Origin of the sequence: Gluconacetobacter entanii (assembly GCF_003206495.1) — a bacterium.
In the GTDB taxonomy this organism is placed as follows: domain Bacteria; phylum Pseudomonadota; class Alphaproteobacteria; order Acetobacterales; family Acetobacteraceae; genus Novacetimonas; species Novacetimonas entanii.
Genome location: NZ_NKUF01000012.1, coordinates 54835 through 73808 on the forward strand (window position 1 = coordinate 54835; position 18974 = coordinate 73808).

19 protein-coding genes and 2 tRNA genes are annotated in these 18974 nt (G+C 59.2%); 14 read left to right on the forward strand and 7 right to left on the reverse strand.

The genetic code is table 11. The annotated features are described in order from the left end of the window. The gene (locus CFR72_RS07430) at positions 1-1341 is read right to left on the reverse strand and encodes a capsule biosynthesis protein (protein WP_110913356.1); all 1341 of its coding nucleotides are present in this window, start codon (positions 1339-1341) and stop codon (positions 1-3) included. Then, positions 1334-3034, reverse strand: coding sequence for a capsular polysaccharide export protein, LipB/KpsS family (locus CFR72_RS07435; protein WP_110913357.1), 1701 nt, complete (start codon positions 3032-3034; stop codon positions 1334-1336). The genes CFR72_RS07430 and CFR72_RS07435 overlap by 8 nt, the downstream gene beginning before the upstream one ends. 328 nt (positions 3035-3362) lie before the next feature. On the opposite strand from CFR72_RS07435, the gene CFR72_RS07440 reads away from it, so the two are divergent. The 3 genes from CFR72_RS07440 (at position 3363) to CFR72_RS17160 (ending at position 5692) form a co-directional block, all read left to right on the forward strand. Beyond that, positions 3363-4712 carry an LTA synthase family protein gene (locus tag CFR72_RS07440; protein ID WP_233044647.1) on the forward strand — a complete coding sequence of 450 codons (1350 nt, stop codon included), beginning with the start codon at positions 3363-3365 and terminating at the stop codon, positions 4710-4712. Positions 4713-4797: 85 nt separating this feature from the next. Then, complete coding sequence (locus tag CFR72_RS07445) at positions 4798-5451, forward strand: ABC transporter ATP-binding protein (protein ID WP_110913359.1); 654 nt, start codon at positions 4798-4800, stop codon at positions 5449-5451. A gap of 31 nt (positions 5452-5482) precedes the next feature. Beyond that, positions 5483-5692, forward strand: a complete 210-nt coding sequence (locus tag CFR72_RS17160) for a hypothetical protein (protein WP_167400324.1) — start codon at positions 5483-5485, stop codon at positions 5690-5692. A gap of 11 nt (positions 5693-5703) precedes the next feature. Here CFR72_RS17160 and CFR72_RS07450 read toward each other — a convergent pair. Both CFR72_RS07450 and CFR72_RS07455 read right to left on the reverse strand, forming a co-directional pair. Further along, positions 5704-5779 (reverse strand) — tRNA-Ala (locus CFR72_RS07450). 84 nt (positions 5780-5863) lie between these two features. After that, positions 5864-6505 carry a Maf family protein gene (locus tag CFR72_RS07455; protein ID WP_110913360.1) on the reverse strand — a complete coding sequence of 214 codons (642 nt, stop codon included), beginning with the start codon at positions 6503-6505 and terminating at the stop codon, positions 5864-5866. Positions 6506-6944: 439 nt separating this feature from the next. On the opposite strand from CFR72_RS07455, the gene hemE reads away from it, so the two are divergent. Genes hemE through hemJ form a run of 3 tightly spaced genes read left to right on the forward strand, consistent with a single transcriptional unit; the run spans position 6945 to position 9156 of the window. Continuing rightward, positions 6945-8006 (forward strand): uroporphyrinogen decarboxylase, encoded by a 1062-nt coding sequence (hemE, locus tag CFR72_RS07460; protein WP_110913383.1) that lies wholly within the window; start codon positions 6945-6947, stop codon positions 8004-8006. A 2-nt stretch (positions 8007-8008) separates the two neighbouring features. Next, complete coding sequence (locus CFR72_RS07465) at positions 8009-8710, forward strand: HAD family hydrolase (protein WP_110913361.1); 702 nt, start codon at positions 8009-8011, stop codon at positions 8708-8710. Next, the gene (gene hemJ / locus CFR72_RS07470) at positions 8710-9156 is read left to right on the forward strand and encodes a protoporphyrinogen oxidase HemJ (RefSeq protein ID WP_110913362.1); all 447 of its coding nucleotides are present in this window, start codon (positions 8710-8712) and stop codon (positions 9154-9156) included. The genes CFR72_RS07465 and hemJ overlap by 1 nt, the downstream gene beginning before the upstream one ends. Before the next feature lie 190 nt (positions 9157-9346). Here the strand turns inward: hemJ and CFR72_RS07475 are convergent, their stop codons facing one another. After that, a complete protein-coding gene (locus CFR72_RS07475; protein ID WP_110913363.1) occupies positions 9347-9808 on the reverse strand; it encodes a YjjA family protein in 462 nt (153 codons plus the stop codon). 100 nt (positions 9809-9908) lie between these two features. Next, the gene (locus tag CFR72_RS07480; RefSeq protein WP_171790883.1) at positions 9909-10214 is read right to left on the reverse strand and encodes a YggT family protein; all 306 of its coding nucleotides are present in this window, start codon (positions 10212-10214) and stop codon (positions 9909-9911) included. Between the two features lie 156 nt (positions 10215-10370). Here CFR72_RS07480 and CFR72_RS07485 point away from each other — a divergent pair. The 5 genes from CFR72_RS07485 (at position 10371) to rfaD (ending at position 14881) form a co-directional block, all read left to right on the forward strand. Next, a tRNA-Ala gene (locus tag CFR72_RS07485) sits at positions 10371-10446 on the forward strand. Positions 10447-10790: 344 nt separating this feature from the next. After that, entirely contained in the window at positions 10791-11978 is a 1188-nt protein-coding gene (locus CFR72_RS07490) for a polysaccharide biosynthesis/export family protein (protein WP_244182205.1), read from the forward strand. A gap of 126 nt (positions 11979-12104) precedes the next feature. Continuing rightward, positions 12105-13199 (forward strand): glycosyltransferase family 4 protein, encoded by a 1095-nt coding sequence (locus tag CFR72_RS07495; RefSeq protein WP_110913365.1) that lies wholly within the window; start codon positions 12105-12107, stop codon positions 13197-13199. 273 nt (positions 13200-13472) lie between these two features. Further along, positions 13473-13769 (forward strand): hypothetical protein, encoded by a 297-nt coding sequence (locus CFR72_RS07500; protein WP_146220676.1) that lies wholly within the window; start codon positions 13473-13475, stop codon positions 13767-13769. 131 nt (positions 13770-13900) lie between these two features. Next, positions 13901-14881, forward strand: coding sequence for an ADP-glyceromanno-heptose 6-epimerase (gene rfaD / locus CFR72_RS07505; protein ID WP_110913367.1), 981 nt, complete (start codon positions 13901-13903; stop codon positions 14879-14881). A gap of 163 nt (positions 14882-15044) precedes the next feature. On the opposite strand, the gene CFR72_RS07510 is transcribed toward rfaD, so the two are convergent. Further along, positions 15045-15383 (reverse strand): RidA family protein, encoded by a 339-nt coding sequence (locus CFR72_RS07510; RefSeq protein ID WP_167400325.1) that lies wholly within the window; start codon positions 15381-15383, stop codon positions 15045-15047. Positions 15384-15676: 293 nt separating this feature from the next. Here CFR72_RS07510 and rapZ point away from each other — a divergent pair, with 293 nt between their 5' ends. From rapZ to CFR72_RS07525, 3 genes are read left to right on the forward strand one after another with little or no spacing between them, the layout of a single operon-like run. Continuing rightward, positions 15677-16708 carry an RNase adapter RapZ gene (gene rapZ, locus CFR72_RS07515; RefSeq protein ID WP_244182202.1) on the forward strand — a complete coding sequence of 344 codons (1032 nt, stop codon included), beginning with the start codon at positions 15677-15679 and terminating at the stop codon, positions 16706-16708. Between the two features lie 34 nt (positions 16709-16742). Further along, the gene (locus CFR72_RS07520) at positions 16743-18125 is read left to right on the forward strand and encodes an anthranilate synthase component I family protein (RefSeq protein WP_110913368.1); all 1383 of its coding nucleotides are present in this window, start codon (positions 16743-16745) and stop codon (positions 18123-18125) included. After that, positions 18122-18925 (forward strand): aminotransferase class IV, encoded by an 804-nt coding sequence (locus tag CFR72_RS07525; protein WP_110913385.1) that lies wholly within the window; start codon positions 18122-18124, stop codon positions 18923-18925. Before CFR72_RS07520 ends, CFR72_RS07525 begins: the two co-directional genes overlap by 4 nt. Positions 18926-18974: the final 49 nt, after the last annotated feature.

The following is an 18974-nucleotide window of genomic DNA, read 5'->3' on the forward strand; positions in this document are numbered from 1 at the left end:
TCAGTTTACGCCGTCGGACAGGACGACATCACGCGACACCCGCACCACTTCCGACACGGCCGTGGCGGCGGTAATGGTGTCGGGCACCCGCGCCATGCGGTTGTTGGCCGGAAGCACCCGCGACACACGCCTGACGACCCCGTCAACCAGGCTCGACAGCCCTTCGGTGGAGAAAAACCCGCCCGCGATCAGGCAGCGATCCACCAGGACGCGATAGAAGGCATCGAATGTCGCCTTGTCCGGCGGCGTCGGGTGGGTCCAGAAATTGTCCAGCCCGTTCTGGTCGGTAATATCGTGGATGTCATAGACGGCTTCCCCAAGAGTAATGACCGGCACGCCCGATGACAGGGCAAGCGTGCCCGTGGTGCTGTTGATCGTGATGACCCCGCGTGCGGCGCGCACGATCAGGGCGATATCTCCGGCCTCCAGGAACAGGACCCGGCCCTGAACCTTTTCCTCACGCGCGATCTGCGCGACCAGCGCGCGCCAGTCACGCACCCCGTTGTCGAGGGGATGCTCCTTGATGACCAGAACAAGGTCTTGTGGTGCGTTGGCGGCGAAGGAACCGATGACCTTGCGCAGCGCCGGTTCCATCCCGGCGAAGGGGGAATGCAGCCGCACCTGCGCATCGGCGTCAAGCTGCAGGGGAAACAGCATGTAAGGAATATGCCGGGTCTCGATCCCCTGCATGATCTGCGTGGCCTCTTCTGTCGCCACCTTGCGCCGGCGCAGACGCTTGACCCAGCCCACGCCTTCCTTGAGCGGATGCCACGGACGGTAATCGCACCAGTGCCGGTAGTGCCAGCGGCTCAGCAGGTCGGCGGAGTTGTAGGCAACCGCCTCCAGCGCGCGACGCCGGAAGGAAGATGGAACCTGGTAATGGGGCGGCATGGGTGAAAGCATCGCCGCTTCCTTACGGAACCACTCGGGATCGCGCGGGAGTGCTGAATGACCGTTTACTCCGCCCAGTTCAAGCGTGACCCAGTCGGGGCGGATATAACCTTCCTCGAATACATGCACGGTAATATGCATCTGCGAACATGCCGCGATGGCAATACGGTGCAACGGGCGGCAATCCCCGAACAGGAGGACATCGGTAATGCGATATTTCTTTATCACATTGTTGAAGAACGCAGGCCATTCTTCCATATCGCCTGTAAAATCAATACCATTGGGCAGTCCCCAGAAAAGGTAATCCCCCCCATTGAAATTGATTTTATAGACCCCGTAACCCGCGCGCCGGAACGCCTTGCCGAGTTCACGGAAAAACGGCCCCATCAGTCCTTGCAGGAAAAGAAATCTGCGCTCACCCACAACGCTTCTTTCAGAAACATTATTCATTATTGGTTCTTTTTCCGCCAAGGTAAGGTAGCTTTCCCTGTAACCGACGCAGTCGGGTTAACATGCTCACCCGCCAGATATCCGTGTTTCGAAACCGCCCTAGCAACGTTTCCACTTCACAGGGTAGTTGCGTTACGGGATCAATATACAGGGGATAGAGCAATAGGGTACCCGCCACAAGAGCCTCTATAGACAGGGAACGGTTACGCCGTACGCACGGCACCGCGCCCAGATCGGTCGTCAATCCCCAGCCGGCATAGAACGGTACCCCGTAGGTCACCACCCTGCAGCCCCGCAGCAGTCCCTCGAACCCCGCCAGTGAAGTCAGGGTATGAATTTCAGCCACCTGCGTCATCAGGGTGGTGATGGAACCGCCTCGGCTTATGTAATCAGCATATCTCATGACTTCCGCTTCACGCAAATGTCCGGCCCGGTGCCCGGCCTCAACATCAGGGTGCGGTCGATAGATGACAAAAGCGTCGGGATTATGATCCCTTACGGCACGCAGAAGTTGCAGGTTGTCCTGAATGGCCCCGCCGCCGGTGCGTACCGACAGGTCGTCGCTGACCTGTCCGGGCACAAGGATCACACGCCGTCCGTCCGCCTTCCATGCCGGGGCGGGAATGGCAGCCTCGACACGTCCATATTTTGACACGCCCCCATCGACCATATAACGGATCAGCCGCCCGGCACGCGCCTGCAATGCCTCGTCAAACTCCGCCGTTGCAAGGATATGCTCCAGATCGCTGGGGCGGGAGGGATCGTAATAGATGCCCCGCCGATCCACGAAAATGGAGCACGGAGGACACAAGTCGCTGCCCAGTCCCACCGAACGGACAAACCCGTCCTCCACCCGCCATACCGCCACATTCGCGGCACTGGCCTTGGAAAGCATCCCTTCGGGCAGGCGCGTGGCCCATCCGGCGATCGCCCCGCCACCATGCCTGCGCGTCGCCAGTCGCAACGCCGCGTCCGCATGACGGCGAAAGGCCGGCCGACCCGGCGCCTGGGCCAGGAATTCGCCAATCCGCCTGCGCTTCCACAACGCCATGCCAACGCAGACGGCGACCTCCCGGTTCGACAGGATCCGGCGACGCCACAGTGACAGGATATCGACGATCCGGCCCAGCGGCACAATCTGCCCGTCGAACGGATCGACATAACGCGTCCGCAGGGTCAGGTCGCGCACCACCCACGCCGCTGTCAGTGTCACTGGCGGCGTATCCCCCGAGGCATAACGCCGGGCGCTTATGCCGCGCAGCGCGGCGAGACGGACAAGATCCCCGGTCCCGAGGCTGTGTACTTCCCGGGCCCCGGCAAGGAGGGCATGGGGTTCCACCGCACCATGGACGATCGCAACCCCACGGTGGCGGGCGATGCGCGCCGCGGCGCCATGGGGTTCACGCACCACCAGCACGACATCGCTGCACCGGACCTGACGCAGCACATGATCCAGAAGGACGGCAACACCCACCTGTCCCCTCCTGCGCTGTTCGGCTATTGTCGCCGTGACGATGACAGGCCGTGTCAGGGCAGGAGGAGAGGCCCAGAATTCGCCCCCCACACGGGCATCGAGCAGACATGCCACCGCATCGGGGTCCGCCATCCCGCTTCCACGCGACGCCAGGCGCGGCATATCGCGACGCAGGGGAGGGGCACGGACGAAGAAAGCGTCATCCAGTACCACCTTCATGAAAACATCCCAATGCCGTGCCACTTCCCCTGTCCTGCTACGATAATGCTCATGATCACGCCTGCGTTTCCATGCCGGTTCATGGCTGGCGCGATTACTGCAGCCATGCACTTGCCCTTCCACACGGCATCGGCAAGAAAAGACCACACCCTTCCCGCTTCATGCCGTCCGGATAGAATGTAGTCCTTATTTGATGCAATTATGGCCTCCCTTTATCTCTCTGATCGTAACAGCAATTTCCGTCTGCCTGATGGGAAATATGGTACGGCCGAGCATATCAGGCTTTCCATCCCTGCGACGATGCGTCCTTGATGGACTGCTCAGTGGCGTGCAGTTTGGCGGGTGGCTCGCGCTGTCGGGCGCGCCGGTCCTGGCGGCATGCCTGACGATGGCGCTCAGCGCCTGCCTGATCATCGGATCGAATATCAAACTGTCGATCCTTGGTGAACCCATGCTGTTCTGCGACGTGGTCGCGGCGCGCAGTTTCCTGCAAAATCCCAAATTCTACCTGTTTTCCATTCCCGTGCCGGGACGCATCGCCCTGGTGGGGGGCATGATCGCGCTGCCACTGCTGCTGGCGGTCTGTTTCAGCCTCAATCCGCTTCCCCATCTGGCAGGGTTCGCATGCCTGATCGCCTGCGTCATCGCCCTACGGGCCATTCCGGCCGCGCGCTGGGCGCCCGTACCGGATATGCCCCGCGATATCGACCGACTTGGCCTGCCGGGGTCGCTGTTCCTTTACTGGCGACGCTGGCGCGACGAACTTGCCTCCCTGCCCGAGACTGTTACCGTCCCGCCCGTCATGGGGCATCCGGCGCGTGACATTGTCATCGTGGTGCAGTGTGAGTCCTTTGCGGTGCCTGCCGACCTGTTTGCGGGCAGGTCTGCCCCCATACCACTTCCGGACCTGCCGGGCCTGAAGCGGGCACAGGCCATGGCCAGCGACTGGGGAACGCTCAATGTCAGCGGGTTTGGCGCCTATACCATGCGCACCGAATATGGTGTCCTGTTCGGGCAGGAGGAAGATGCGCTGGGCTTCCGCGCCTATGACCCCTTTCTGAGCGCGAACCGGGATGTGGCCCTGTCCCTGCCGGCCATCATGGGACAGGCGGGGTATGAATGTGTTTTCGCCCATCCCCATGACCTGCAGTTCTATGGGCGTTCCCGCCTGATGCCGGCATGCGGGTTCACCCGCATCATCGGCGAAGATGCCTTTACCCACACACCCCGACCCGACATGCCCTATATCGAGGATACCGCGCTGGCACGGCAGATCGGGCAACTGGTCAGCAAAAGCACGAAGCCGACCTTCATCTATGCGGTCACGATGGAAAATCACGGTCCATGGCCCGCCCCGTCGCCCGACGGTCCGAAAACGGCGCTTGCCCATTATCTGCGTCACCTGCGCAACAGCGACCGGATGCTGGGCGACCTGATGGATACCCTGGCGGCCAGCGGCAGGTCAGGGCTGCTGGTCTTCTTCGGGGACCATCGTCCCTCCATTCCCGGCATGGTGACACCGAACGACGCCCGCGGGACCCCCTATGTCGTTATTCCGTTTGACGCGCAGGGGAGGGACCGTCAGCCCCGGAGTCAGGCCGAAGCGCTGACGCCCGCGCAATTGCATCATCTGATCCTGCGTGATAGCGTAAGTCAGGCCGGTACGTGCATACCCTGATCCTGCGATAACGGTATGACCTCCGTTACGGACACACGATACTCCATAATCAGAACGCTTTCCAACAGGCCGCAAATACAAGACCATGATCCAGTTCGAAAACGTCACAAAGGTGTATCACGCGCGCGGCGTCAACAAATGCGTGCTGGATCACCAGTCCTTCGTGATCGAACGGGGTGAGTCCATAGGAATCGTCGGGGTCAACGGCGCGGGTAAATCGACCCTGACGCGCATGATCGCCGGGATCGAATATCCCACCAGCGGGCGTATCACGCGCACGATGTCGATTTCATGGCCACTGGGATTTGGCGGCGCCTTCCAGGGCAGCCTGACCGGCGCGGACAATGCGCGCTTCATCGCCCGCATCTATCGCCGTCCAATCAATGACATCCTTGATTACGTCAACAGCTTTGCCCGACTGGGACATTATTTCGATGCGCCGGTGAAGACCTATTCTTCCGGTATGCAGGCGCGCCTTGCCTTTGCCGTATCACTTGCCATCCGTTTCGACTGTTACCTTGTGGACGAAGTCACCGCAGTGGGTGACACTTCCTTCCGCCTGCAATGTCGCGAAGCGTTGCTGGAACGGCGCGAACACGGGACGCTCATCATGGTGTCGCACGATCCCAATACGTTGCGCGAATATTGCGACAAGGGCGCCGTCCTGCAGAATGGCCAGTTGACCTTCTACGACACGATCGATGCCGCGATCGATGATGCGGCCGAACTCTATCGCTGAGTAATCCCCTGCCAAAACTTCCTGAAAAAACATGGGAAAGCTTTTGGTGAAGCTTTTTGAAAAAAGCTTCAGGGAACGTCGTCTTTATGAAAAATGGTTATCTTCTTTTTTCGAAGAAAAAGAAGCAAAAAGACTTTCTTCAGCACGAAATTTGCTACCGGAAGGGGAATGGTTATTCCCCCGACGAACTACCATAGGCAGGTATTACCATGGTACGGACTATATAGATGCTGATTTTTAGAAGAAGCAATATGGTGGAGCCAATGAGAATCGAACTCACGACCTCCTGAATGCCATTCAGGCGCTCTCCCAACTGAGCTATGGCCCCACAATATAGAACGGATCGCATGGGCACGACCCGCTTGCCTGCCGGGGTATAGCGAGTGCCCAACAGCTTTGCAAGCCCCTAAATTCAGGTTCGTACCGTCCCCTGTTCACGCAGGAATTCCAGAAGGGGCAGGACCGGCAGGCCAAGGATGGCGTCATGGTCCCCCTCGATACTGGCAAACAGGTGCAGCCCCGGCCCCTCCAGTCGATAGGCCCCGACGCAGGACAGGACGGCATCGCCTTCCAGCCGGAGGTAGCTGTCAAGGAACTCCTCGCTGAAATTACGCATCCACAGGCACGGACGCGCAATGTGGCGCCAGACCTCCACGCTGTCGCGCATCACGACTACCGCCGTATGCAGGACATGCACCTGCCCGCGTAGCCGCATCAACTGCGCCCGTGCACGTTCCAGGTCCTCCGGCTTGTCAAACCATTCACCGTTGCACGACAGCATCTGGTCCGCGCCGATCACGATCGCATCCGGCGCTACGATTCGTGCGGCCTTGGCCCGCGCCAGCGTCAGGGCAGTCGCATCGACATCGAGTCCGGCTTCGCGGCACTCCCGCTTTACGGTTGCCTCATCCACACTGGCGGGCTGGCATGAAATGGCCAATCCCGCCGATTCCAGCAGCCCGCGCCGGGCCGCGGACTGGCTTGCGAGTACTATCCGTGGCGACTCGGCCTGTAATGAATGGGCCTTTAGTACTAAATTCGAGTCGTCTGTCATCTGCCGCTCCGTACTCTCAAAGTGAAACATGAAATTCAGGCCTGGTAGTACTCCGGGAGTACTGTGGTACATGGGGATGGTACTTCGGATGATTCCGCATCGTACCGAGTACCGTGGATAAGGCGAACACCCCCGCAAAACCTGAGTTGTACACAGCCCCCTGTAGGGAAAATCTGGATAACTTTCCCTGATGGCTGAAAACTGCGTAATGGCGGGTTGTACACACTGTGGGAAAAACGGGGTACATTTTCGGAAACATGGGTACCCCATCACTCACATGCCCTATTAACCCCTTCAAGAATTTCTTTCTCTTTTCTTTTATTGTTTAGGAGTGAGACGCACACGCCGGGGGAAATGTCGCAGGTGCGTATCCGTGCTGTTCGGGTGAGGAAAAGTACGAGATAGTCCCCCCGCAATGATGAAACAGAACGACGGACCGATGACGGAAACAGGCAAACCACTTCTGCGCGCTCTTGCGGGAGAAGCGATCTGGCCACCCCCGGTATGGCTGATGCGGCAGGCAGGACGCTTTTTGCCGGAATTCCGCGCCCTGCGTGAAAAGGCCGATTTCATCACGCGTTGCATGACGCCCGACATGGCCACCGAAATCACGCTCCAGCCCATCCGGCGCTTTGGCATGGACGGGGCGATCCTGTTTTCCGACATTCTCATCCTGCCTTGGGCCATGGGGCAGTCGCTGGAGTTCATCCATGGTCGGGGGCCGGTGCTGGAACCGGTGCGCAGCCTGGGCGACCTCAAGCGCCTCGATCCCGCACGGGTGGAAAAGGCGACCGCGCCGGTCATGGAAACACTGCGCAGGCTGCGGAGCATCGTTGACGGACCGGAGCCGATCGGTGTCGCGAAACCCGGTCAGGTCACGCTGATCGGCTTTGCCGGTGCGCCGTTTACCGTGGCGTGTTACATGGTCGAAGGCCACGGATCGCGGGAATTCGATGTGACGCGCGGGATGGCCTATTCCGATCCGGAATTCTTTGGCGAACTCATGGATATGCTGACCACCGCAACGGCGGACATGCTGTGCCAGCAGATCGAGGCCGGGGCCGAAGCCGTGATGCTGTTTGACAGTTGGGCCGGCCTGTTGCCACCGTCGCAGTTCCGCCAGCATGTCATCGCCCCGGCGCAGCGGATCGTGCGGATCATCAACGAACGCCATCCGGGCGTGCCGGTGATCGGTTTCCCACGCCTCGCCGGGGTCATGGCAGTGGAATACGGGCGGGAGACCGGCATCAATGCGATGGCGCTGGATACCGGTTCGGACATGAAGGCGGTTGCCGCGCAACTGCCCGCAACGCTGGTATTGCAGGGCAATCTTGATCCCCTGCGTGTGCTTGCCGGAGGGGAAGGCATGCGCAGGGAGGCGCTGGCCATCAGTGATGCGATGAAGGGGCGTCCCCACATCTTCAATCTCGGTCATGGGGTCGTGCCTGCGACACCGCCCGAACATGTCGGCGATCTGATCCAGACCATCAGGAATATCTGAGCATGCTACCTGCTTCCATCAGGCCCGACGGGCGACTGCGGCTGATCATCTTTGACTGTGATGGCGTACTGATCGACAGCGAAGGTCCATCGTGCCGCATGCTGGCGCGTGAACTGCGCAAGGTCGGGCTGGAAATCAGTGATGAGGACGCGGTTAAACGTTTCGCCGGCAAGGCCCTGACGGCCCTGAAGGAAGAAATGGAAGATCAGGCAGGGCTGCAACTGGGTCGTGACTGGCCAGTCAGGATGCAGCACGCGCTGGTGGAACTGATGCGCTCGGAGGCGGAAACGATCGAGGGATCAGCCGCCATGCTGCGTGAAATACGCGAACTCGGCATTCCCTTCCGCATTGGATCCAATTCCTCGAAACTGGAAATGGACGCCAAATTCGGGCGGACGGGTCTGGATGCGCTGATCGCGCCGGAATGTATCCATTCGGCGCGCGACATGGGCAAACCCAAGCCAGATCCGGCGGTTTACATGTCCGCAGCCCAGAGCGAAGTGGTTCTGCCGGAGGATTGCATCGTGCTGGAGGACACCGAAACGGGGGCGGCGGCGGCACGTGCGGCGGGCATGGCGTGCGTGCTGCTGCGGCCTCTGGACCTGCCAGCCGTAAGCTGGCCGGGCCTGCTGCGGGTCGGGCACCTGACGGAGTTCACCGCACTGGTGAAACGGATCCTGCGTTCGCAGGGACGTGCCGCGTGATGGCTGTGCTGTGGCCCTGGATGCTGTGGATCAAGGCGTTCCATATCATGTCCATGGTTGCATGGATGGCGGGCCTGTTCTACCTGCCCCGCCTGTTTGTCTATCACTGTCAGGTGGCGGTGGGATCGGCGGAATCCGAACGTTTCAAAGTGATGGAATACAAGCTGCTGCGCATGATCATGCTGCCTGCGATGTGCAGCACGTTCCTGTTCGGCGGCCTTCTGGCGATAATGCCGGGCCTGATAGACTGGCATGCCGGATGGTGGTTGACGAAGCTTGCCGCCGTATTCGGTCTGGCGGGGTTCCATGGTGCATGTGCATCATGGCGGCGCGCCTTTGCCGAGGACCGCAATATTCACAATGAACGTTTTTACCGTATGGCGAACGAGGTTCCGACCGTCCTGATGATGATTGTCGTCATCATGATTGTCGTCCGCCCCTTCTGACGGGACTTCTTTAAAATAACTGTTTGATAAATAATAAAAGTTTTTTGGAGTGCCTTTTTTCAAAAAGCTTTACCAGAAACGTCTTTATGATTTGCGGATGTTTAGTGACAGGCTTTTGAAAAACGCTCCGGGAAGGGGTACGCGGCCGGGACATCGTCCCGACCGCAGGTTCCCCAAGGGGAACCTGTTATCACAGAAGCGACTTGCCCTGCTTGAGGACAGCGCTGCAGACCTTCTTGGTAACTTTCTGCTTCATGTTGCCCTCCAGCGAGGACAGCGAGAAGGTGTTGCCGTTCCCGGTATCGAGAATTCCCTTCTGGCCGTTGGAATAAAGCTGGCTGGAAGTATCAAGGCCGCTCTTGCTCTTCAGCGAGGAGAGGACCGTCGAAGGGGAATTCCCGCCGAGATAGTTGTTTTCAACGCAGTAGCTCAGCAGGCCCGTCACGTTCGACGGGGCCAGCGAAGACACCGACGGGATGTTCAGGCCGCTGTTCGACAGGGCGCCGGACGCGGCATTTCCCAGCAGGGAAGATCCGTTATTGCCGCCACCCGTCAGGCCGGACAGTCCCTGCGCATGGACTGGCGCAGTCGAAACCGCAGCGAGAAGGGGAAGGGCAAGGCATGCTGCCGAAAGCTTCTTGATGATGGACATGGGCACTCCTGATTGCCATGGGGCAGGATGCGCGGGACACGTGGCGGAACCCGCTTCCGCCACGGCGCGTATCGCCCCTAGCATTCAGGCAGACGGCCCGTTAGGCAATCCCTACAAGCAGCATGCCATATATCTTGCCCAGGACAGGGCACAGCACATACTGGATCAGCAGCAGCAGCGCGATGGGGCTGAGGTCGATATTCGCGATGGGGGGAAGGATATTGCGGATGGGCTGCAGCAGGGGTTCGGTCATGCGCGACAGGAAATTATAGATTTTCCATACTACCCGTTCCCGCGGATCCAGGATCCCGAAACCAATCAGGAAGCTGAAAAGGCAGGCCAGAAGAACGACCCAGGTGTAAAGCTGTATCAGTTCGAACAGCAGCCTGAACACAATGGTAATCAATGGGCCAACTTTCAAAGAGGGAGCATGTCCGGGAATCTAGCCTCTCGGGGCGGGCCCTACAATATCATGTGCGCCGATACATGAAACGCATCCGTGATCTTTGCGCAGGGTTGACATCATGCGCGCTCCTGTGATTTATCGCCGGTTACGGAATGTGGGGCTGTAGCTCAGATGGTAGAGCGCCTCGTTCGCAATGAGGAGGTCAGGGGTTCGATTCCCCTCAGCTCCACCACGTTCCCCATATCATGGTGATATCCCCGGTATTGCAGGCAGGCGTGTCCTCGTCCCCAGGCCATTATGCTGAGCAATGGGGAGGCCTGACAGGTTCCGGTTGATCGTTCTTTGCTGGCAGGGTAGAGATATCTGACTTTTCCTTCCGGCGGTTTCCTGAGTGCTTCGGAAAGTCGCACGTTGTTCCTAGCAAAGAGAAAACATTTAATCAGCATGCTGGACCATCCTGTTGTTTTGAGGGCGCGTCATGAAGACGGCAATACCGTCGGAATGACGACACCGCCGGTTGCAACTGGCGGTCGTGTGTCTTTGTGGGGCAACAGGATATGTTGTCTTGTGCGTGGCATGGGGATGCTGTGCCTTGTGGGCGGGGTCCTTGCCGGTTGCGACACCCTTCCCAATAGCGGCCCGGTGCAGTCCCAGATCACCGCTGAGCAGAAGAACCCGAAGAAGAATACGCTGGGCTTCAAGATTGTCCGCATCACGCCCGAACTGGTGTCATGGCTGGATGAGGAAAAGCTCCCGCTGCTTTCCACGCTCAACACGACCAGCTATACGCCAAGCCACAATGACCGTATCGGTCCGGGCGATAACCTGGCAATCTCCATCTATGAAATCGGGGATGGTGTCTTTACCGGAAGTGTTTCCACTTCTGCGGTGTCTGATCCCAGCAACCTGACCAGCATGAACGGTGTGGGGGGCGGGCCGCCCGTTGGCGCCGTTGAAACGCGCCTGCCGGTGGTGCAGGTCAATAACGAAGGCAACATCACCATTCCCTATGTCGGGAAGGTGCATGTCGCTGGCATGACGATTTCCGAGATTTCACAGCGTGTCAGCAGCAGCCTGAAGCACATGTCTTCCCGCCCCGCCGTGGTCGTACGTCCGGTACTGGATGAAACGAACGTGGTGATCGTCTATGGTGCGGTTGCCCGCACGGGTCGTATACCGCTGACCCCCAGCCAGGAACGGGTGATCGACATCATCGCGCTGGCGGGCGGTCCGAAGCAGTTGTCGGAAGACACCATCGTCCAACTGACGCGTGGCGACCGTGTGGTGGAGGCTCCGCTGAAGCTAATTGAACAGAACCCGGAACAGGATATTGTGCTGCAACCGGGCGATCGGCTCGAGCTTTTGCAGGAACCGCGTACATTTACAGTATTCGGTGCAAGTTCCAAAGTAACCGAGGTTTCGTTCGGAACCCCGACGCTTACCCTGGCGGAGGGAATGTCGCGGGTCGGGGGCGTGTCTGATGGACAGGGCAACCCGAGTGCGGTTTACCTGTTCCGGTTCGAGGATCGTGACATCGCCACCAAGCTGGGCCTTCAGATAGACCCAGGCCAGCAGAGTACTCCGGTAGTGTACCAGCTAGACCTGATGAATGCACAGGATTATTTCCTGGCGCAGAAGTTCCCGATGAAGAATCATGATCTGATCTATGTCGCGAATGCTGGCATCAATAGCTTCAACAAGTTCTTCAACCTGCTGAGCACCATCATCAGTCCGGGTATCACGGCGGCGTGGCTGGCAAAATAATGCGCTCCTGACGGGGCCGGTGAAAGCGACACTGGATCGAAAGGCCCTCTGGCATTGTCAGTTCTTCCTGCTATCGGCCCGGTCTGGCTGGATAGTCGCAATATCGGGCTTAATAACGGTACCGGCGTGACGAGATATACCCAGGATCTTGCCACCTGCCTGGGTGATCTTGGTATCCATACGGTTTTTGTCGATGGCCGGGTCAAGGGACAAAAACCGTCTTTTCTCAGGAAGTTTGACAAAGTTGACCGTCTGATCCGTTCCCTGTGGCCGCGACGGCATGTGCAAGTCGGGCGGGATGCGGATGGACATGAAAGTGCTTCCTGTCCGGACCTGTACCGCAGGGCGCATGTTCGGTACAAGACATTCGGCCAACTGACCTCCGTCGTTACGGACACGCCGCCTGCGGTGATGCACTGGACCTATCCCTTGCCGATGGTGATGCAGGGATGTCTTAATGTCGTGACGGTCCATGACCTTGTGCCGATCCTCAATCCGGGACTGACGGGCATCGATCCTGTCCGGTTTGCCCGTTTGCTGCGCAGGCTGTTCATGCGGGTGGACGTGATTGTCACGGTTTCGGAAACCGTTCGGCAGCAGATGATCGACATTCTGGGTATCAGCCCGCAGCGTGTGGTCAATCTGTACCAGATGGTCGATATCGACATTCCTGCCGTAATGGAAAGTCCCCGCATCATTCCTCCCGGCAGCCTGATCCATATCGGGCGGGTGGAATCACGCAAGAACATTGAACGTCTGATTGCCGCCTATGTCCGCAGCGGCAGTGCCCGTCCGCTGGTTCTGGTGGGACCGGATGGGGATGACAGGCCGGACCTGTCGCTGCCGCAGGGGCCGGGACAACTGATCCGCATGGCGTGGAGCGAGAGACCTTCGCTGTTGCGTGGACTGGCCGAGGCACATGCGCTGGTCTTTCCTTCCCTCGCCGAAGGCTTTGGTCTTCCCATTGTCGAGGCCATGCTGCTGGGGACGCCTGTCATGACTTCCCGCGGTGGGGCGACAGAGGAGATTGCAGGTGGCGCCGCCCTGCTTGTCGATCCGTTCGATGTGGATGACATCGCAAGGGCGATCATGGCCCTCGATCACGAAAGGAAAGACGAAGGGTTGTGTCGGGATCTTGTGGCACGAGGTCATGCGCGGGCCGGGTTCTTTTCACGCGCGGCCTATATTGCGCGGCTGAAAGCGTTTTATGATGGGCTGTAAAGCACCCTGAAAATTACAGAAAGTTTTCAGTGAATATTTTAAAAAATCGGCTTCCAAAAACTTTTATTATTTTAAATAAATATATTTCTGAAAACTATCATATTTATAAATAATATTATTGAAAATTTTCATCAATAGGATGTAACGGGGTCGGTAAGCGGATACTGACAGGTCACGCTATTGCGATGGCGTGGAATATTATACGAAATATTTCAAGATTGACCGCATCATTGGGGTACCGCATCCTTTGTTCCCGAAACGGGAGTAATGGATATGATGAACGACGATGCGCCTGTGAATGCGAACGAGATTGCGTTGCTGGAAGCGTATGTTGGCTGTCTGGAAGTCGCATTGCAAAAGGCGATCCGCCTGCTGGACCATGACCAGCAGGTCGAGATGCTGCGTTATGAACAGACCCGTATCAAGGAACGCGACGAACAGCAGATGGCCCATCAACTTGGCCCGGAAGGCGACGAATTCAACGACATTACCACTGCGCATGGCCTGGTGGCCAAATGCATCGCGCGTGTGATCTCAGAAACCCCGGATAGCGTTTCCACCGCGCTCTGATATCGGTTTTGAGAAGTGATTTGCGTTCCCGCAGGGCCGTTCATCCGGCATGGACTGTGCCAGTAAGCATTTGTTGCTCTCCCAAGTCGGATGATGATATTTCATGCAGGTGGGCATCATGGGATTGATAAATGATTGTTATAACGGGCGGTGCAGGGTTTATCGGCTCTTACCTGCAGGGGAAGCTACGTAGCCGCGGTGAAGAGACCGTCGTTTCTGACTGGCTGGGAGAGGCTGGAAAATGGCGGAATCTGCAGCGTCATGCGCCCTTGAAAATCATCCCGCCTGAATCTCTGGAATCCTTTCTCGAAGAGAATCCGTCCGTTACCGCCATTTTTCATATGGGTGCCGTCAGCACGACGACAGCGACGGATGGGTATCTCGTCTGGCAGTCAAACGTCGAACTGTCACAGAAACTGTGGACATGGTGCGCACAACATGGGGTGCGTTTCATTTACGCGTCTTCCGCGGCGACTTATGGCGCGGCATCCCGACCGGAAGAGTTTTCGGATGCACCGGACAGGTGGGATGAACTCCATCCCCTCAACCTGTATGGCTGGTCAAAACATGCCTTTGATCAATGGGTGATGCATCAGTTGAAAAAGAAGGCCAAGGCACCGCCACAGTGGGTTGGCCTCAAATTCTTCAACGTTTATGGCCCCAATGAATATCACAAGGGGGCCATGATTTCGGTCGTCAAGGGGAAGTACGACGAAGTTCGCAGCGGTGCGCCCCTACGCCTGTTCCGTTCCGATGTCCCCGGCCTGCCTGATGGGATGCAGGCGCGTGATTTCATCTGGGTGGGCGATGTTGTCGATGTGATGCTCTGGCTGCTGGACAATTCCGGGGTTAACGGCCTGTTCAATTGCGGAACGGGTGTTGCGCGCACCTATCTGGATCTGGCCCATGCCGTGTGCGATGCGGCAGGTGTTGTGCGCAATGTCGAATTTGTCGATATGCCGGAAAAACTTCGCGGGCAGTACCAGTCTTATACCTGTGCGGACATGAGGCGCCTGAAGGCTGCGGGCTATTCCCGGCTCTTCATGAGTCTCGAAGATGGTGTTGCAAAATATATAAAGGATTACCTGAGCACCCCATGCCCGTATTACTGAACATTCAGTAATTCCACACCACCAGTCGAAGACACAACATATCCGGCAGGATCCCGGGCGCATGCCGCGCCATCGCGCAAATGCCGAAATTCCCGTGCTGCCTGGTTGATCAGCGGGAAACGCTTTTGTTCTTTTTATCGAATTGTTGTTCCCGGACAGTCTTTCAGGACCGTGCCTGCCGGACCATCAGATCCAGTTCAATAAGCTGGCCGGGTTTGTCATAAGTTCTGACAAGCCGGAACGTTGTTGCGGGGCAACTATGCCCGAACAGTTCGTTAAGCAGGGAAAAGGATGACGTGAAATCCTTGGTCCCGGTCAGGGTGAAAACAATATGTGTCACGTCCTGCAGCGTATATCCGTCGCGCTGCAGTTCCGATGCTCCCTGCGCCAGCGCCTGCCGGAACTGCGCAAGCAGGGCAGGGGGAAACAGCCCTGTATCCGGATCGCGTCCTGTCAGGTGACGGATGTGGATGTCAGCATGCGGTCGTGTTGTTTCTTTCATCCCCACAAAAATCACAAAACAGTCATATTTTGTCCATGATTAATTTTGCGTCCATGGAATCATATGTGATCCGGGTCACGCAACAGGGAAAGGGGAAAGGCGTTGCCATTGCTGATCCCCGTGTCTGACGAAATGCAGATGTGATAATGAGGAGACTTTCCTTATTTGCTGAAACAGGGGAAAATCCCTGCATCGAAAATCAGGGTTTCCACCCAATTCGTAAAATCTGGCATCCGGTACCGGTCCGTGCTGGCAAGATGTCTGTATCAGGGTTTCGCGTGACTGCCACATACATGCATGAAGATTCACCACCGCCGCGCAGTATCCTGCTTGTCACCGGGCTTTCCGGTGCCGGGAAGTCGTCGATCCTGCGCATCCTGGAGGATCTGGGGCATGAGGTCATAGACAACCCCCCGCTTGGCATGCTGGATGAAATCGTGGCCCGTGCGGAAAAGCCGGTGGCGATCGGTGTGGATTCCCGTACGCGCGGGTTTGACGCCACCACGGTTCTGGCCGCGCTGTCGCGGTTGCGGATCAATCCGCACCTGCATGCGCAACTGATCTATGCCACGGCGGAGGAAAGCGTCCTGCTTCGCCGTTATACCGCCACGCGTCGCCGCCATCCGCAGGCCAGCCATGGTACCGTCAAGGAAGGGATCGAGGCGGAAATCCGCCTGACGTCTCCCCTGCGCGAAGCTGCCGATGTCGTGATCGACACCAGCGACCTGCCACCGCCCGAACTGCGACAGCTTGTGGAGGCCCGCTTCGGGCAGTGGGAAGATGGCCGTGGCGAGGGACTGACGGTTGCCCTGATGTCATTCGCCTTCCCAGCCGGCCTCACGCGGGAGGCGGATATGGTGTTCGACGCGCGCTTTCTGCGGAACCCGTATTACGATCCGTCCCTGTCCGCGCTGACGGGCCTTGATCCGCAGGTTGCGTCCTATGTGCAGGCGGACCCGGATTATGCCGCGTTCCTCGACCATATCGACGGGCTGCTGGAACTCGTGCTGCCGCGCTTCGTGCAGGAAGGCAAGAAATACGCCACGATCGCCGTCGGCTGTTCCGGGGGGCGTCATCGGTCCGTGACGCTGGTCGAAGCCCTGGCCCATCGCCTGAGTGGAACCCAGCCACAGCCCCCCGCCGGGAAGGGGAACAACCCTGAGGATTTCGCCCGTGGATCATGGCCCGTTGTGGTGATGCACCGTGAACTGGCCCGACAGGGGCGCAGTAGCTGGCGCTGGGCCAACCGTCCCGGTGATGGCACCTCCGGAGGCGGTTCCCCCCATGGTGGTACGCAGCCGAAGGTGGATGACAACCCCGCCTGAAGGGTCGGCAGGCACAGATGTGGCGTGTCCCGTGATGTCAGTTGGATATGCACATGAACTGCCCTGGCGGGAGGCGGAAGACGTGCTTGCAGCCCTCGACGGGGAACCGTGGCTTGCCTGCCTCGACAGCAATGGCGACATTGCCCCCCGTGGACGGTGGACCATCATCTGCCGCGATCCGGTCCATGTGGTGACGGTACATGCAGGTCGGTGTTTTCTGGACGGACAGGAACAGGCGACGGCTTCGCTGGAACTGCTGCGTAACCTTGTTCCGACCTTCCGCTGTCCGGTGGAGGTGCCCTTTGCGGGCGGGACCATCGGATTTGCTGATTACCGGTACGGGCAGAGGCATCATGGCCTGGGGACGCGGCACGTTCCGGATCCACAACAGCCGGAATTCGTGGGGGGGATCTATGACCACGCCATTGTTCTTGACCGGCAGGCACGGCGGGCCTGGCTGGCCGGATATGGCACGGCAGAAATACAGGCGCGCCATTGGCGCAACGTGAGGCATCTGTGGGCCCGTATTGTCGCGGACGCGCCCATCGCGCCCATCCCGCCTGTTTCCTTCGTGGCGGACTGCGCACCCACGGCCTACCGGCAGGCGGTATCGCGGGCGCGTGATTATATCGCGGCGGGCGACATCTTTCAGGTCAACATCACCTCACGCATGTGGGGGGACAGGCCCGCCGGACTGTCGGCCATGTCCGTCTATCGTGCCCTGCGGCAGACTTCGGCCGCGCCGTTCGGGGCGTTCCTGTCATGTTGGCATGATTTTGCATTGCTCTCGGCCTCGCCCGAACGGTTCGTCGCCCTTGATCTTGACGGCAATGTCAGCACGCGTCCGATCAAGGGCACCGCCCCGCGTGATCCCGATCCGGTACGCGACCGCCAGATTGCGCAGGACCTGCGCCTTGATGAGAAGGAATGCGCCGAAAACCTGATGATCGTGGACCTGATGCGCAACGACCTCGGGCAACTCGCCCGGATTGGCAGCGTCCGCGTGCCGGAATTGTTTAACGTGGAACATTTCACCCATGTCCATCATCTGGTGTCGGAGGTGCAGGCCACCCTGCTGCCCGGTCATGACGCCATCGACCTGCTGCGCGCGACCCTGCCCCCCGGTTCCGTAACCGGCGCGCCAAAACATCGCGCGATGCAGATCATCGACGAACTGGAGCACTCGGCGCGCGGCCCCTATTGTGGGGTGGTGTTCCGCATTGGCGGGGATGGGACGATGGACAGTTCGGTCATCATCCGCACCCTCGTCATGACACGTGACCGGATATGCGCGGCAGCGGGAGGCGGAATTACGATTCTTTCCGATCCTGAAAGGGAATATGATGAAATGCGTCTGAAGGTTGCAGCCCTTCTGGCGGTGTTTGGCAATACGACGGCAACGGGGGAGTGGGGATGACTGACCGCCTGTGGTTCAACGGGGCCATGCGGGATCGGGACGCGGTGCATATCGATCCTGCCGACCGGGGACTGCTGCTTGGCGATGGCGTGTTCGAGACGATGCGCGTGCAGGCCGGTCGCATCATTCACCTGGCGCGGCACATGGCGCGCCTTTATGCGGGGCTGGGGACGCTGATGATCCCGCCACCCGCACGGACGGAGGTCGAGGCCGCGCTGGCGCGTGTCATCAGTGAAAACGCGATGCAGGCGGGGTCGTTGCGCCTGACCATCACGCGCGGATGCGGCCCACGTGGCCTGCTGCCGCCTGAAGGTGCTGCGCCGACCGTCATGATCGTACCGTTTCCCCCTGCCGCCGTCCCGATGCCTGAGGCGCATCTGGTCATCAGTCGCATGCGTCGTGATGAAACCAGCCCCCTGTCCCGAACCAAAACCCTGAACTACCTACCCAATATCCTTGCCCTGATGGAAGCGCGCCAGCGCGGCGGGAACGAGGCCGTCCTGCTCAACACGGCGGGCCGTGTGGCTGAGGCCAGTGCCAGCAACCTGCTGATCCAGCGCGACGGCATGCTGCTGACCCCGCCCGTGACTGACGGTGCCCTGCCCGGCATCGCGCGCTCCGTGCTGCTGGACATGCGCCTTGCACGTGAACAGGCCCTGACGCGCGCGGACCTGCTGGGGGCGGAGGCCGTCGTGCTGGTCAGCAGCCTGTCGGTGCGCGAGGCGGTCTCCCTCGACGCAACACCGCTACCGCGTGAACCCGCCACGGCGCAGCGGATTAGGGCGGCCCTGATGGCGTAAGCTCACCGGTCCCGTCATTTCGGTTATTGCTCAAAAAGGCGGGGTTGGA

Coding starts and splice junctions, on each gene's coding strand:
- CFR72_RS07430 (WP_110913356.1), bottom strand. CDS start 1,341: ATGAATAATGTTTCTGAAAGAAGCGTTGTGGGTGAGCGCAGATTTCTT.
- CFR72_RS07435 (WP_110913357.1), bottom strand. CDS start 3,034: ATGAAGGTGGTACTGGATGACGCTTTCTTCGTCCGTGCCCCTCCCCTG.
- CFR72_RS07445 (WP_110913359.1), top strand. CDS start 4,798: ATGATCCAGTTCGAAAACGTCACAAAGGTGTATCACGCGCGCGGCGTC.
- CFR72_RS17160 (WP_167400324.1), top strand. CDS start 5,483: ATGGGAAAGCTTTTGGTGAAGCTTTTTGAAAAAAGCTTCAGGGAACGT.
- CFR72_RS07455 (WP_110913360.1), bottom strand. CDS start 6,505: ATGACAGACGACTCGAATTTAGTACTAAAGGCCCATTCATTACAGGCC.
- hemE (WP_110913383.1), top strand. CDS start 6,945: ATGACGGAAACAGGCAAACCACTTCTGCGCGCTCTTGCGGGAGAAGCG.
- CFR72_RS07465 (WP_110913361.1), top strand. CDS start 8,009: ATGCTACCTGCTTCCATCAGGCCCGACGGGCGACTGCGGCTGATCATC.
- hemJ (WP_110913362.1), top strand. CDS start 8,710: ATGGCTGTGCTGTGGCCCTGGATGCTGTGGATCAAGGCGTTCCATATC.
- CFR72_RS07475 (WP_110913363.1), bottom strand. CDS start 9,808: ATGTCCATCATCAAGAAGCTTTCGGCAGCATGCCTTGCCCTTCCCCTT.
- CFR72_RS07490 (WP_244182205.1), top strand. CDS start 10,791: ATGGGGATGCTGTGCCTTGTGGGCGGGGTCCTTGCCGGTTGCGACACC.
- CFR72_RS07500 (WP_146220676.1), top strand. CDS start 13,473: ATGATGAACGACGATGCGCCTGTGAATGCGAACGAGATTGCGTTGCTG.
- rfaD (WP_110913367.1), top strand. CDS start 13,901: ATGATTGTTATAACGGGCGGTGCAGGGTTTATCGGCTCTTACCTGCAG.
- CFR72_RS07510 (WP_167400325.1), bottom strand. CDS start 15,383: ATGAAAGAAACAACACGACCGCATGCTGACATCCACATCCGTCACCTG.
- rapZ (WP_244182202.1), top strand. CDS start 15,677: ATGCATGAAGATTCACCACCGCCGCGCAGTATCCTGCTTGTCACCGGG.
- CFR72_RS07520 (WP_110913368.1), top strand. CDS start 16,743: ATGTCAGTTGGATATGCACATGAACTGCCCTGGCGGGAGGCGGAAGAC.
- CFR72_RS07525 (WP_110913385.1), top strand. CDS start 18,122: ATGACTGACCGCCTGTGGTTCAACGGGGCCATGCGGGATCGGGACGCG.